Below are 13,657 nucleotides of genomic sequence, written 5' to 3'. Positions count from 1 at the left end.
ACATCGAACAACCTTCCGCCCCCCAATCCTCCCCATCCCCCGCATACTGTGAAAGACAGCTCCAGCGGCGTCCGTGGGGGTAACTGACGTGGCGAACGGCGGCCCGGTAGAACACGGCTACCCGCACCTGGACACCGTGCGGGCCGCCATCACGGCGCTGTACCGACGGCTGTCCTACGACACCGTCCAGACCTTCGCCGCCAGCGTCCTCCCCGCCGACGTCGCGTTCTGCGACACCGACGACCTCCACCTCGGCTCGCAGCGCGTCGCCCGCGAGATCGTCCGGCACTTCCGGCTGCCCGACGCCCGCATGGTCGTCGGCTTCAAGGACATGACCCACGCGGCGAACGTCGAACTCACCGCGGGCCCCGAGTACTTCGTCGAGCTGAACGACCGTTTCCGCACCCACCGCAGGGACATCGGCGCGGCCCTCGCCCACGAGGTGATGCACGTGTACCTGCACCGCCTGGACCTGTCCTTCCCGAGCGTCCGGGAGAACGAGATCCTCACCGACACGGCGACCACCTACCTAGGGGCCGGCTGGCTGCTCCTGGACGCCTACCGGGAGCACGGCGAGGCCTCCCAGAAGCTCGGCTACCTCACCCCGGAGGAGTTCGGCTACGTGCTGGCCAAGCGCGCCCTCGTCTTCCACGAGGACCCCTCTGTGTGGTTCACCAGCCCGCAGGCCTACACGGCGTACCAGAAGGGCATGGCCCGGGCCCGCCAGGACGGGGAGCAGCCGCCGCTGAGCGCGGCCGGCTGGGCGGGCCGCCGCCGCTACGCCCGGGACCGCCGCCACGCGCCCGCCACGCCGCCTCCGCACCCCGGCGCCGCCTACGCCTTCACCCCCGACGGCGGCGGCCGGCTGCGGGTCTCGTTCCCGTGCCCGACCTGCCACCAGCGGATCCGGGTGCCGGTCCGGGGCCGGGTCCGGGCCCGGTGCTCACTGTGCCGGACGGTACTGGAGTGCGACACGTAGCTCCCGCACCCCCGGTCTCACGCCCCGTACACCGCCCCCGGCGGCTCCGCCTCGGCCAGCAGCTTCAGGGCCGTCTCCCCCGCCTCCGCCGGGGTCCACCGGGCGCCCTTGTCGGCGGTCGGACCGGGCCGCCACCCCTCCATGACGGTGATCCGGCCGCCCTCCGCCTCGAACACCCGCCCGGTGACGCCTGCGCTCGTGGCGGAGCCCAGCCAGACCACGAGCGGGGCGACGTTCCCGGGGGCCATGGCGTCGAAGCCGGCGTCGGGGGCGGCCATGGTCGCGGCGAAGGCGCGCTCGGTCATCCTGGTGCGGGCGGCCGGGGCGATCGCGTTGACCTGGACGCCGTAGCGGGCCAGTTCGGCCGCCGCGACCAGGGTGAGGCCGACGATGCCGGCCTTGGCGGCGCTGTAGTTGCCCTGCCCGACCGAGCCCAGCAGTCCCGCGCCGCTGCTGGTGTTGACGATCCGGGCCACCGGGGTACGGCCCGCCTTGGCCTCGGCCCGCCAGTGCGCGGCGGCGTGCCGCAGCGGCAGGAAGTGGCCCTTGAGGTGCACCCGCATGACCGCGTCCCAGTCGTCCTCGCCGAGGTTGACGAGCATGCGGTCGCGCAGGAAGCCGGCGTTGTTGACGAGGGTGTCGAGGCGGCCGTACGCGTCCAGGGCGGTCGCCACCAGCGACTCGGCACCGGCGTCCGTCGCGATGTCGCCGCCGTGCGCCACCGCCTCGCCGCCGGCCGCCCGGATCTCGTCCACGACGGCCCCGGCCGGGCTGTCCTGCGCCGGCCCGCCGTCGAGGCCGACGCCGAGGTCGTTGACGACGACGCGGGCGCCCTCGGCGGCGAAGGCGAGCGCGTGCGCCCGGCCGAGCCCGCGCCCGGCGCCGGTGACGACCACGACCCGGCCCGCGCAGATTCCGTTCATCTCACTCCTCCTGGTCGGACTGGTGTGGCCGGTCGGACTGGTCTGGCCGGTCTGGCCGGCCGGACTGGTCGGACGGCTTGTTGGCGGTTGCGGCGTCGAGGAAGGCGGGCCGCTCCCCGCCCCCGTGCACGAGCAGGCTCGCCCCGCTGACGTAGGCCGCCGCGTCGGAGGCCAGGAAGACGGCGGCGGCGCCGACGTCGGAGGGGGCGGCGAGGCGGCCGAGCGGGACGGTGCGGGAGACGGCGTCGATGCCGTCCCGGCCGCCGTAGTGGAGGCCGGCCAGCTCGGTGCGGACCATGCCGACCACGAGGGTGTTGACCCGGACCTCCGGCGCCCATTCCACGGCCATGGACCGGGCGAGGTGCTCAAGGCCCGCCTTGGCCGCGCCGTAGGCGGCGGAGCCCGGCGAGGGCCGGCCGCCGCTGACGCTGCCGATCATCACCACCGCTCCCCGGGCCCGCCGCAGGTGCTCGTACGCGGCGAGAGAGGCGGTCAGCGGGGTGAGGAGGTTCAGCTCGATCACCCGGGCGTGCCGCTCGGCGTCCGCGTCGGCGAGCCGCCGGTAGGGGGTGCCGCCCACGTTGTTGACGAGCACGTCGAGCCGGGGAAGGGCGTCGAAGAAGGCGCGTACGGCGGGCGGGTCGCGCAGGTCGAGGGGGGTGAACTCGACGCCTTCCAGAGGCTGTTCGGGCGGCCTGCGGGCACAGGCCAGGACGTGGGCGCCGGTCTCGGCGAAGGCCCGGGCGATCCCGGCGCCGACCCCCCTGGTACCGCCGGTGACGACGACCGTCCTGCCGCTCGGCGAGTTATCCACAGGGCCTCCCGCTCGTCCGCACCGGCTGCTAGCTTCGAAGCCTCACACCTAACAAATGTTTGGTGGAAAGACAGCTGACTGCGAAGGTAGCTGATGCGTCCATGGGTGTCTCCACCTCGTCTCCGGAAAAGGGCATCGCGCTCGTCACGGTCGACCACCCGCCGGTGAACGCCCTGCCGGTGCGGGGCTGGTTCGCGCTGGCGGACGCGGTGCGCGCGGCCGGGCGCGATCCCGGGACCCGGTGCGTCGTGCTGGCCGCGCGGGGCCGGGGTTTCAACGCGGGCGTGGACATCAAGGAGATACAGGCGGACGGGGACGCGGCACTGCTCGGCGCCAACCGGGGCTGCGCGGAGGCCTTCGCGGCGGTGTACGAGTGCGAGACCCCGGTGGTGGCCGCGGTGCACGGCTTCTGTCTCGGCGGCGGGATAGGGCTGGTGGGCAACGCGGACGCGATCGTGGCGAGCGAGGACGCCGTCTTCGGGCTGCCGGAGCTGGACCGGGGCGCCCTGGGCGCGGCCACCCACCTGGCCCGCCTGGTCCCGCCCCATCTGATGCGGACGCTGTACTACACCTCGCGCACGGCGACCGCCGCCGAGCTGCACGCGCACGGCTCGGTCTGGCGGGTCGTACCGGGCGGGGAACTGCTGTCGGCCGCGCTGGAGCTGGCGCGGGAGATAGCCGCCAAGGACGGCCGGCTGCTGCGCCTCGCCAAGGCCGCCATCAACGGCATCGACCCCGTCGACGTGCGGCGCAGCTACCGCTTCGAACAGGGCTTCACCTTCGAGGCCGCCCTCAGCGGGGTGGCCGACCGGGTCCGCGACACCTTCGGGAAGGAGGCCGCGACAGATGACTGACAAGACGATGACCGCCGACGAGGTCGTCGCCCGGCTCACCAGCGGCATGACCCTCGGCATCGGCGGCTGGGGCTCCCGGCGCAAGCCGATGTCCCTGGTCAGAGCGTTGCTCCGGAGCGACATCGGCGATCTCACCCTGGTCTCGTACGGCGGCCCGGACGTCGGGATGCTGGTCGCGGCCGGCCGGGTGCGCAAGCTGGTGACGGCGTTCGTCACCCTCGACTCCGTGCCGCTGGAACCGCACTACCGGGCGGGGCGCGAGCGCGGGGCGTTCGAGCTGATGGAGGTCGACGAGGGCATGTTCATGTGGGGCCTGCACGCGGCCGCGGGCCGGCTGCCGTTCCTGCCGGTGCGGGCCGGGATCGGCTCGGACGTGATGCGGGTCAACCCGGGCCTGCGGACCGTCACCTCGCCCTACGACGACGGGGAGACGTTCGTGGCGATGCCCGCCCTGCGCCTGGACGCGGCGCTGGTCCACGTCAACCGCGCCGACCGGCTGGGCAACGGGCAGTACCTGGGCCCCGACCCGTACTTCGACGACCTGTTCTGCCGGGCGGCGGACGCGGCCTATGTCTCCTGCGAACGGATCGTGGACACCGCCGAGCTGACGAAGGAGGCCCCGCCGCAGTCGTTGCTCGTCAGGCGGCTCGATGTGACCGGGGTCGTGGAGGCTCCCGGCGGCGCGCACTTCACCTCCTGCGCGCCCGACTACGGCCGGGACGAGGAGTTCCAGCGGCTGTACGCGACGACCCCGTGGGCGGAGTTCGCCGAGCGGTTCCTGGCGGGGGACGAGCAGGCCTACCGCTCGGCGGTGCGGAACCGGCAGGAGGGTCAGGGCTGATGGACGTGCTGCGCTCCGAGTACTGCGTGATCGCCTGTGCAGAAGCCTGGCGCGGCTCCGGTGAGATCCTGGCGAGCCCGATGGGCCTTATCCCCTCCCTGGGCGCCCGGCTGGCCCGGCTGACCTTCGCGCCGGACCTGCTGCTGACCGACGGCGAGGCGCTGCTGGTCCGCCCGGACGGCACCCCGGAGGGCTGGCTGCCCTACCGGCAGCACCTCGCCCTGGTGTCCGGCGGGCGCCGGCACGTGATGATGGGCGCGAGCCAGCTCGACCGGTACGGCAACCAGAACATCTCCTGCATCGGCGACTGGTCCCGGCCCCGCCGCCAGCTGCTGGGGGTGCGCGGAGCGCCGCTCAACACCCTCAACAACCCGACGAGTTACTGGGTCCCGAAGCACTCCCGGCGGGTGTTCGTGGCGCAGGTCGACATGGTGTGCGGGGTGGGGTACGACCGGGTCGCCGCGCATCCGGGCACGGAACGCTTCCACCGCATCCCGAGGGTCGTCACCGATCTCGGCGTCCTCGACTTCGAGACCCCGGACCGGTCGATGCGGCTGGCGGCGCTGCATCCGGGGGTGAGCGTCGACCAGGTCCGGGAGGCGACCGACTTCGAGCTGGCCGTCCCGGACGAGGTGCCGTACACCCGGGAACCGGACGCGGAGGAGCTGCGGCTGATCCGCGAGGTGCTGGATCCGGCCGGCGCGCGGACGAAGGAGGTCGCCGGCTGATGGAGACGGCGCTGACCCGGCTGGCCGGGGTCCGGCATCCGATCGTGCAGACCGGGATGGGCTGGGTGGCGGGCCCCCGCCTGGTCTCGGCGACGGCGGAAGCCGGGGCCCTCGGCATCCTGGCCTCCGCCACGATGACCCTCGACCAGCTGAGGGCCGCGATCGCCGAGGTGCGGTGCCGTACGGACGCCCCGTTCGGGGTGAACCTGCGGGCGGACGCGGCCGACGCCGGCGACCGGGTCCGGCTGATCATCGACGGGGGTGTGCGGGTGGCGTCCTTCGCGCTCGCCCCCTCCCCCGGGCTGATCGCCGAGCTGAAGGAGGCGGGCGTGGTGGTGATCCCGTCCGTCGGGGCGCGGCGGCACGCCGAGAAGGTGGCGGCGTGGGGCGCGGACGCGGTGATCGTGCAGGGCGGCGAGGGCGGTGGGCACACCGGGGAGGTGGCGACCAGCGTGCTGCTGCCGCAGGTGGTGGACGCGGTGCGGATACCGGTGGTGGCCGCCGGGGGGTTCTTCGACGGCCGGGGGCTGGTGGCGGCGCTGGCGTACGGCGCGGCGGGGGTCGCGATGGGCACCCGGTTCCTGCTCACCTCGGACTCGACGGTGCCGGACGCGGTGAAGGCCAGGTATCTGGCGGCGACGGTCAGGGACGTGACGGTGACCAGGGCGGTGGACGGGCTGCCGCACCGGATGCTGCGGACCGATCTGGTGGCCGCGCTGGAGCGCTCGGGCCGGGCCCGGAGTCTGCTGCACGCGATCCGGCGCGCGGCGGGGTTCCGGAGGCTGTCCGGGCTCACCTGGCGGCAGATGGTGCGGGACGGCCTGGCCCTGCGGCACGGCAAGGAGCTGTCCTGGAGTCAGGTGCTGCTGGCCGCGAACACGCCGATGCTGCTCAGGTCGGCGATGGTGGAAGGCCGCACGGATCTCGGGGTGATGGCGTCCGGGCAGGTCGCCGGGGTGATCGACGACCTGCCGTCGTGCGCGGAGCTGGTGGCACGGATCATGAAGGAGGCGGAGGAGGCCCGGGAACGGCTCACGGCCCTCGGGTGAGGCCCGGGACCGGCTCACGGCCCTCGGGCGAGGGCTCAGAGCCGTTCGATGATCGTCACGTTCGCCTGTCCCCCGCCCTCGCACATGGTTTGGAGGCCGAACCGGCCGCCGGTGCGCTCCAGTTCGTGGAGGAGGGTGGTCATGAGTTTGACGCCGGTCGCGCCGAGGGGGTGGCCGAGGGCGATGGCGCCGCCGTTGACGTTGACCCGGGCGGGGTCGGCGCCGGTCTCCTTGAGCCAGGCGAGGACGACCGGGGCGAAGGCCTCGTTGATCTCGACGAGGTCGATGGCGTCGATGGTGAGGCCGGTCTTCTTCAGGGCGTGGGCGGTGGCCGGGATCGGCGCGGAGAGCATCCGGATGGGGTCCTCGCCGCGGACGGAGAGGTGGTGGACGCGGGCCCGGGGGCGCAACCCGTGTTCGCGGACGGCGCGTTCGGAGGCGAGGAGCATGGCGGCGGCGCCGTCGGAGACCTGGGAGGAGCAGGCGGCGGTGATGGTGCCGCCGTCGACGACCGGTTTCAGGGCGGCCATCTTCTCCAGGGAGGTGTCACGGCGCGGGCCCTCGTCCACCGCGACCGGGCCGTAGGGCACGATCTCCCGCTCGAAGCGGCCCTCGTCGATGGCGCCGAGCGCCCTCCGGTGGGAGTTCAGGGCGAACTCCTCCTGGTCCCGGCGGGTGATGCCCCACTTGGCGGCGATCATCTCGGCGCCGGCGAACTGGTTGACGGGCTGCCGGCCGTACCGGGCCCGCCAGCCCTCGCAGCCCAGGAAGGGGCCCTCGGTCAGTCCGAGCGGTTCGGCGGCCTGGCGGGAGGCGAAGGCGATGGGGATCCGGGACATGTTCTGGACTCCGCCGGCGACCACCAGGTCCTGGGTGCCGGAGAGGACAGCCTGCGCGGCGAAGTGCACGGCCTGCTGCGAGGAGCCGCACTGGCGGTCGACGGTGACCCCCGGCACCTCCTCGGGCAGCCCGGCCGCCAGCCAGCAGGTGCGGGCGATGTCACCGGCCTGCGGCCCCACCGCGTCGAGGCAGCCGAAGACGACGTCCTCGACGGCGGCCGGGTCCACGCCCGACCGCTCGACCAGGGCGGTCAGCACATGGGCGCCCAGGTCGGCCGGGTGGACCCCGCTCAGTCCGCCCTTGCGCCGCCCGACCGGCGTACGCACCGCTTCGACGATGTAGGCCTCGGCCATCTCAGCAACTCCCTCGGCAGAAAGGGACTTTCAACGAATGGGTGGGCTACTCACGGACGGCGATCCCGTCCAGCACCATCGACAGGTACTGGCGGGCGATCTCCTCCGGGCTGTGCTGTCCGCCGGGCCGGTACCAGGAGGCGGCGACCCACACGGTGTCGCGGACGAACCGGTAGGTGAGGCGGACGTCGAGGTCGGCGCGGAAGACGCGCGCGGCGACCCCGCGTTCCAGCGTGGAAAGCCACGCCTTCTCGAACCTGCGCTGCGACTCGGCGAGGAAGCCGAACCGCTCCTGCGCGACCAGCTGCTTGCTCTCCTTCTGGTAGATGGCGACGGCGGCGCGGTGCCGGTCGATCTCCCGGAAGGACTCGGTGACCAGGGCTTCGAGGGTCTCGCGGGGACCGAGCCCGGCGTCCAGGACGGTGTCGTAGCCGTCCCAGAGCTCGTCGAGGAAGGTCCGCAGGATCTCCTCCAGCATCGACTCCTTGGAGTCGAAGTGGTAGTAGAGGCTGCCGGCGAGCATGCCCGCGTGGTCCGCGATCTTGCGCACGGTGGTGGCGTTGTAGCCCTGCTCGGCGAAGACCTCGGCGGCGGTTTCGAGGAGTTCGCGGCGCCGGGCGGGAGCCGCGGTCACCTGGGGCTTCTTCTTGGTCGGCACGGGTACATTCTCGTCCTACGGGTGCTGGCTGCTGACGGAGACGACCTCTCCGGTGAGGTAGGAGGAGTAGCCGGACGCCAGGAAGACGATGGCGTTGGCGACTTCCCAGGGTTCGGCGTACCGCCCGAAGACCTCGCGGGCGGTGAGTTCCGCCAGCAGTTCGGCCGAGGTCACCTTCACCAGGTGCGGATGCATGGCGAGGCTCGGTGCCACGGCGTTGACCCGCACTCCGTACCCGGCGGCCTCGATCGCCGCGCACCGGGTCAGCGCCATCACCCCGGCCTTGGCGGCGGCGTAGTGGGCCTGGCCGGCCTGGGCGCGCCAGCCGACGACGGAGGAGTTGTTGACGATGACCCCGCCCCGACCGCTCTCGCGGAAGAGCCGCAGGGCGGCGCGCGAGCACCGGAAGGTGCCGTTGAGGGTGACGTCCAGGACCCGCGTCCACTGGTCGTCCGTCATGTCGACGAGGGCCGAAGTACCGCCGAGACCGGCATTGTTGACGACGATGTCCAGCCGCCCGTGCTCCCGGACGGCGGCGTCGAAGAGCCCCTGCACCTGGGCCTCGTCGGTGACATCGCACGGGAACGCGGTCACGGCACCCGGATGCCCGGCGGCCAGTTCGGCCGCGTACTCCTTCAGGCGTCGCGCGTGCGCGTCGCTGATGAGCACGCGGGCGCCCTCCTCGAGGAAGCGGCGCGCGGTCGCCCCGCCGATCCCCGCTCCGGCCGCGGCGGTGATGACGGCGGTGCGCCCGTCAAGCAGCCCGTGCCCGGGCACGTACTCCGGACTCTCGACGCCTGTCATGGGTCCACGCTAACCTACCAAACACTTGTTAGGGAAGGACGGTGACGGCGACCGTGGACCTGACTCACAGCCCGGCCGACGAGGAGTTCCGCGCCGAGGCCCGCGCCTGGCTCCGGACGCATGTGCCGCGCCGCCCGCTGCCCTCCCTGGAGACGGCGGAGGGCTTCGCGGCGCACCGTGCCTGGGAGGCCGAACTGGCCGCGGACCGCTGGTCGGTGGTGTCCTGGCCACAGGAGTACGGCGGCCGGGGCGCGGGGCTGCTGCGCTGGCTGGTCTTCGAGGAGGAGTACTGGGCGGCGGGCGCGCCGGGCCGGGTCGGCCAGAACGGCGTCAGCCTGCTCGCGCCGACCCTGTTCGACCACGGGAACGGGGAGCAGCGGGCTCGGGTGCTGCCGCCGATGGCGACCGGGGAGGTGGTCTGGGCGCAGGCGTGGTCCGAGCCCGGGGCCGGTTCCGACCTGGCCTCCCTCACCTCCAGAGCCGTGCGGACGGCCGGCGGCTGGCTGCTGACCGGCCAGAAGACGTGGTCGTCGCGGGCGGCCTTCGCCGACCGCGCGTTCGGCCTCTTCCGCAGCGAGCCGCACCTGCCCAGACCCCATCAGGGGCTCACCTACCTGATGTTCGACCTGCGCGCGCCCGGGGTGACCGTGCGCCCCATCGGCCGTCTCGACGGGAAGCCGGCGTTCGCGGAGCTGTTCCTGGACGAGGTGTTCGTGCCCGACGAGGACGTGATCGGCGAGCCGGGCCAGGGCTGGCGGATCGCGATGTCGGCCGCGGGGAACGAGCGGGGACTGACGCTGCGGTCGCCGGGCCGGTTCCTGGCCGCCGCCGACCGGCTGTGCGACCTCTGGCGGGCGCGCGGCAGGCCGGAGTGGGCCGCGGCCCGGGTGGCCGACGCCGTCGCCGGCGCCCGCGCCTACCAGCTGTTCACCTACGCGGCCGCCGCGCGCTTCCTGGACGGCGAGTCGCTCGGCCCGGAGTCCAGCCTGAACAAGGTGTTCTGGTCGGAGCTGGACCTGGCCCTGCACGAGACGGCGCTCGACCTGCTCGGCGAGGAGGGCGAACTGGCCGACACGCCGTGGTCGGAGGGGTATGTCTTCTCCCTCGCCGGTCCGATCTACGCGGGCACCAACGAGATCCAGCGCGACATCGTCGCCGAGCGGCTGCTCGGCCTGCCGAAGGGACGCCGCTGACATGCGTTTCCTCCTCGACACCGAGCAGCGGGACTTCGCCGACGCCCTGCGGGCGCTGCTGACGGCGGCGGACACCCCGGCGGTGATACGTGACTGGAGCCGCGGCGAGCGGGCGGACGGACGGGCGCTGTGGGGTCGGCTCGGCGAGGCGGGGGTGTTCGGGCTGACCGTCCCTGAGGAGTACGGCGGGGTGGGCCGCCGGGCCGTCGAACTCGCCGTCGCGTTCGTCGAGTTGGGACGTTTCGCGGTGCCCGGGCCGCTGGCGGAGACGGTGGCTGCGGCGGTGCTGCTCGACGACGGCGCGGGCCTCGCCAAGCGGTTCCTGCCGGGGATCGCGTCGGGCGGGACGATGGCGACGGTGGCGTTCGAGCAGCACGGCTACGGGCCGGCGCTGGACGGGGACGCGGCCGATGTGCGGCTCGCGGCGGCGCCGGAGGGCGTCCGGCTCTCCTCCGGCGCCGGGGCGGTGCGCCGGTCCCTGGACCCCGCCCGCCGGCTCACCCCGCTGTTTCCGGTCGGCGAGCTGCTCAGTGCGGAGCCGCCCTGGGCGGAGGCACTGACCTGGGCCCGGCTGGCCACGGCCGCGCAGGCGCTGGGGGTGGGTCTGGCCCTGCTCGACAGAACGGTGGCGTACGTCAGGCAGCGGACCCAGTTCGGCGTGCCCGTCGGGTCGTTCCAGGCGGTCGGGCACCGGCTGGCCGACGTGAGGATCGCGCTGGAGTTCGCTAGGCCGATGGTCTTCGGGGCGGCGGTGACGATGACTCCGTCGGATGTGGCCGCGGCGAAGCTCAGCGCGTGCGAGGCGGCGTGCAGAAGTGCGGCGGCGGCTCTGCAACTGCACGGGGCGATCGGTTATACGGCGGAGTACGACCTGTCGCTCTGGCTGACCAGGGCACGGGCGCTGCGCGCTGCTTGGGGAACGCCGGAAGAGTGCAGAGGGGTGGTTCTCGATCGTCGCTGACTGACCGGCCGGTGGGGACTTCTCGCGCAGTTCCCCGCGCCCCTGACGGGGCGCGCGTTTCAGTGGTCCTTGCTGGAGAGTTCGCGGTACTCCTGGCTGGTCGGCTTCTTGATGTGGGTGTCCGGGCCGAACATCCCCTTCGCCATGCTCGCCCGCAGCCGCTGCGCCAGCGTGACCTTGCGGCGTACGCCGTTCGCGTCCTCCAGGGGGCCGATCTCGTACGGCGGCGGCTGCTCGTGCTGGGTCAGGACGAACAGGCTGCCCTGGCTGAGGGGTTCGTGGACCTCGATGTACTCGCCGTGCGGAAGCATCTTGATGAGGCCCGTCTCCCTGCCGTGCAGCACCTTGTCGCGGTCCCGGCGCTGCAGGCCGAGGCAGATGCGTTTGGTGGCGATGTAGGCGAGGACGGGGACGACGAAGACGGAGATCCGGACGAACCAGGTGATCGAGTTGATGGAGAGGTGGAGATGGGTGGCGACGACGTCGTTGCCGCCGCCGATCAGGAGGACGCCGTAGATGCTCAGCCAGGCCACGCCGAGGGCGGTGCGGACCGGGACGTTGCGCGGGCGGTCCAGGATGTGGTGCTCGCGCTTGTCACCTGTGATCCACGCCTCGATGAACGGGTAGACGCCGATGGCCAGGAGGAAGAGCGGGAAGAGCGAGAAGGGGATGAAGACGCCCAGTTCCAGGGTGTGGCCCCAGGCGTTGATCTCCCAGCCTGGCATCACCCGGATCAGTCCCTCGGAGAAGCCGAGGTACCAGTCGGGCTGCGCGCCGGTGGTCACCAGGTCGGGGCGGTAGGGGCCGAAGGCCCACACCGGGTTGATGGTGGCGATGCCGCCGATGAACGCGAGGACGCCGAAGACGAGGAAGAAGAAACCGCCGGCCTTGGCCATGTAGACCGGCAGGAAGGGCATGCCGACCACGCTCTTCTGGTCGCGTCCGGGCGCCGGGTACTGGGTGTGCTTGTGGTAGAAGACCAGGATCAGGTGGGCGACGACCAGCCCGAGCATGATCCCGGGCAGCAGCAGGACGTGGATCGGGAAGAACCGCGAGATGATGTCGTGGCCGGGGAACTCCCCGCCGAACAGGAACATCGAGATGTACGAGCCGACGATCGGGATCGACAGGATCGCGCCGTCGGCGAACCGGACGCCGGTGCCGGAGAGCAGGTCGTCGGGGAGCGAGTAGCCGGTCAGGCCGGTGAGGATGGCCAGGAACAGCAGGGTCCAGCCGAACAGCCAGTTGACCTCGCGGGGCTTGCGGAAGGCGCCGGTGAAGAACACCCGCATCATGTGGACGAACATGCCGGCCACGAAGACCAGCGCCGCCCAGTGGTGGATCTGCCGGATCAGCAGTCCGCCGCGCACGTCGAAGCTGATGTGCAGCGTCGACTCGTACGCCTTGGTCATGATGATGCCGTTCAGCGGCTCGTAGGTGCCGTGGTAGACGACCTCGGCGCCGCTGGGCTCGAAGAACAGGGTGAGGTAGATGCCGGTGAGGATCAGGATGAGGAAGCTGTAGAGGCAGATCTCGCCCAGCATGAAGGACCAGTGGTCCGGGAACACCTTGCGCATGTTGGCCTTGGCCAGGGAGTACAGCCCCAGCCGGCTGTCCGCCCAGTCCGCGAGCTTCTCACCCTGGCCGGGCGGCTCCGCTCGGTCCGCGGAACTCCCCACCCGTGCCTGTCCGTTCACCGTTCGTGCCGCGTCGTCCATACGTCGCGTCGCCTCCCCGCCGGATCACCCCTCAGGGTGGCACGCCGGAGCGCTACAGCCAACGGTGCGACGTAAACTCAGCCCGCCCCGACGCCCGCCCCGACGCCCGCCCCGACGCCCGTCCCGGCAGGCGCCCCCACGATGCCCGCCGCCCGCGCCGCCGCCAGCCACTGCGGGAACTCGCCGACGAGACGGTCGTACAGCTCGCCGTCCGGCACCTTCCCCGGGTCCGAACCGGCGTGGAAGAAGCCCGCGTTGTCCACCGCGCGCTTCCCCGGCACCGCCAGTTCGTCGAGCTTGCGCAGGAAGTCGAACTGCTTGCTGTGCGGGTCGCCGAAGCCGACGAACTGCCAGAACAGCGGCAGCCGGGCCGCCTTGCACAGATAGCGTTCCGCGGCGGACTTGTTGATCGGGCCGCCGTCGGTCTGGAAGACGACCAGGGCGGGGTCCGTGGCGCCGCTGTCCAGGTAGTGGTCGATCACGGCGTCCATCGCCAGGTGGTAGCTGGTCTTGCCCATGTGCCCGAGCCCGGCGGCGATCTTCTCGATACGGCCCTGGTGCTCGGCGAGCTTGATGTCGGTGACCGCGTCGATGTCGGTGGAGAAGAAGACGACGGGCACCCGCCCGTCGTCGTCCAGGTGCGCGGACAGCCCCAGCACCCGGTCCGCGAGCGCCTGCACGCTGCCGTCGGCGTAGTACGGCTTCATCGAGCCCGAGTAGTCGACGACCAGGTAGACGGCGGCCCGGAGTCCGTCGAGTCCGTGCTTGGTGAGGGAGATCCCGGCCGAGCGGTAGGCGCCGACGAGCGCGGGCGCGGTCTGCTCCACCTTGCTGAGGCTGATCGCCGCCATCCCTGTTCCCCCTCGGCTCGTGCTCAGGGGGCCGAGGTTACTTGATCGGCAGACATGCGGCGGCGCCTGCCCGGTCGTCCGGTCGGGGACT

Annotated in this window: 14 protein-coding genes; 7 read left to right on the top strand and 7 right to left on the bottom strand. The window is 72.5% G+C overall.

The window, feature by feature from the left end; all coding sequences use genetic code 11:
- Positions 1–88: 88 nt before the first annotated feature.
- Positions 89–979 (top strand): hypothetical protein, encoded by an 891-nt coding sequence (locus ACGF5O_RS02925; protein ID WP_393808404.1) that lies wholly within the window; start codon positions 89–91, stop codon positions 977–979.
- Positions 980–996: 17 nt separating this feature from the next.
- On the opposite strand, the gene ACGF5O_RS02920 is transcribed toward ACGF5O_RS02925, so the two are convergent.
- Positions 997–1,902 (bottom strand): SDR family oxidoreductase, encoded by a 906-nt coding sequence (locus ACGF5O_RS02920; protein ID WP_393808139.1) that lies wholly within the window; start codon positions 1,900–1,902, stop codon positions 997–999.
- 1 nt (position 1,903) lies between these two features.
- A complete protein-coding gene (locus tag ACGF5O_RS02915) occupies positions 1,904–2,716 on the bottom strand; it encodes an SDR family oxidoreductase (RefSeq protein WP_393808138.1) in 813 nt (270 codons plus the stop codon).
- Between the two features lie 101 nt (positions 2,717–2,817).
- Here ACGF5O_RS02915 and ACGF5O_RS02910 point away from each other — a divergent pair, with 101 nt between their 5' ends.
- From ACGF5O_RS02910 to ACGF5O_RS02895, 4 genes are read left to right on the top strand one after another with little or no spacing between them, the layout of a single operon-like run.
- On the top strand, positions 2,818–3,570 hold the full coding sequence (locus ACGF5O_RS02910; protein ID WP_393808137.1) for an enoyl-CoA hydratase family protein: 753 nt from the start codon (positions 2,818–2,820) through the stop codon (positions 3,568–3,570).
- Entirely contained in the window at positions 3,563–4,411 is an 849-nt protein-coding gene (locus ACGF5O_RS02905) for a CoA transferase subunit A (RefSeq protein ID WP_393808136.1), read from the top strand. Before ACGF5O_RS02910 ends, ACGF5O_RS02905 begins: the two co-directional genes overlap by 8 nt.
- On the top strand, positions 4,411–5,139 hold the full coding sequence (locus ACGF5O_RS02900) for a CoA-transferase subunit beta (protein WP_393808135.1): 729 nt from the start codon (positions 4,411–4,413) through the stop codon (positions 5,137–5,139). Before ACGF5O_RS02905 ends, ACGF5O_RS02900 begins: the two co-directional genes overlap by 1 nt.
- Positions 5,139–6,188, top strand: coding sequence for an NAD(P)H-dependent flavin oxidoreductase (locus ACGF5O_RS02895; RefSeq protein WP_393808134.1), 1,050 nt, complete (start codon positions 5,139–5,141; stop codon positions 6,186–6,188). Before ACGF5O_RS02900 ends, ACGF5O_RS02895 begins: the two co-directional genes overlap by 1 nt.
- Before the next feature lie 35 nt (positions 6,189–6,223).
- On the opposite strand, the gene ACGF5O_RS02890 is transcribed toward ACGF5O_RS02895, so the two are convergent.
- The 3 genes from ACGF5O_RS02890 to ACGF5O_RS02880 are packed head-to-tail and all read right to left on the bottom strand — an operon-like array spanning position 6,224 to position 8,843.
- On the bottom strand, positions 6,224–7,381 hold the full coding sequence (locus tag ACGF5O_RS02890; protein WP_393808133.1) for an acetyl-CoA C-acetyltransferase: 1,158 nt from the start codon (positions 7,379–7,381) through the stop codon (positions 6,224–6,226).
- 46 nt (positions 7,382–7,427) lie between these two features.
- Complete coding sequence (locus ACGF5O_RS02885; RefSeq protein ID WP_361283772.1) at positions 7,428–8,039, bottom strand: TetR/AcrR family transcriptional regulator; 612 nt, start codon at positions 8,037–8,039, stop codon at positions 7,428–7,430.
- A 15-nt stretch (positions 8,040–8,054) separates the two neighbouring features.
- Entirely contained in the window at positions 8,055–8,843 is a 789-nt protein-coding gene (locus ACGF5O_RS02880) for an SDR family oxidoreductase (RefSeq protein ID WP_393808132.1), read from the bottom strand.
- A 53-nt stretch (positions 8,844–8,896) separates the two neighbouring features.
- Between ACGF5O_RS02880 and ACGF5O_RS02875 the strand changes: the two genes are divergently transcribed.
- Positions 8,897–10,036: an acyl-CoA dehydrogenase family protein gene (locus ACGF5O_RS02875; protein WP_393808403.1), complete on the top strand. Its 1,140-nt coding sequence runs from the start codon at positions 8,897–8,899 to the stop codon at positions 10,034–10,036.
- 1 nt (position 10,037) lies between these two features.
- On the top strand, positions 10,038–10,997 hold the full coding sequence (locus tag ACGF5O_RS02870; RefSeq protein ID WP_393808131.1) for an acyl-CoA dehydrogenase family protein: 960 nt from the start codon (positions 10,038–10,040) through the stop codon (positions 10,995–10,997).
- Between the two features lie 59 nt (positions 10,998–11,056).
- On the opposite strand, the gene ACGF5O_RS02865 is transcribed toward ACGF5O_RS02870, so the two are convergent.
- Positions 11,057–12,715 (bottom strand): cytochrome bc complex cytochrome b subunit, encoded by a 1,659-nt coding sequence (locus ACGF5O_RS02865; protein ID WP_393808130.1) that lies wholly within the window; start codon positions 12,713–12,715, stop codon positions 11,057–11,059.
- A gap of 77 nt (positions 12,716–12,792) precedes the next feature.
- A complete protein-coding gene (locus tag ACGF5O_RS02860; RefSeq protein ID WP_393808129.1) occupies positions 12,793–13,566 on the bottom strand; it encodes a vWA domain-containing protein in 774 nt (257 codons plus the stop codon).
- Positions 13,567–13,657: the final 91 nt, after the last annotated feature.

It is taken from the genome of Streptomyces sp. NPDC048291, assembly GCF_043201715.1.
Taxonomy (GTDB): domain Bacteria; phylum Actinomycetota; class Actinomycetes; order Streptomycetales; family Streptomycetaceae; genus Streptomyces.
This window is presented reverse-complemented; position numbering and strand designations above follow the sequence as displayed.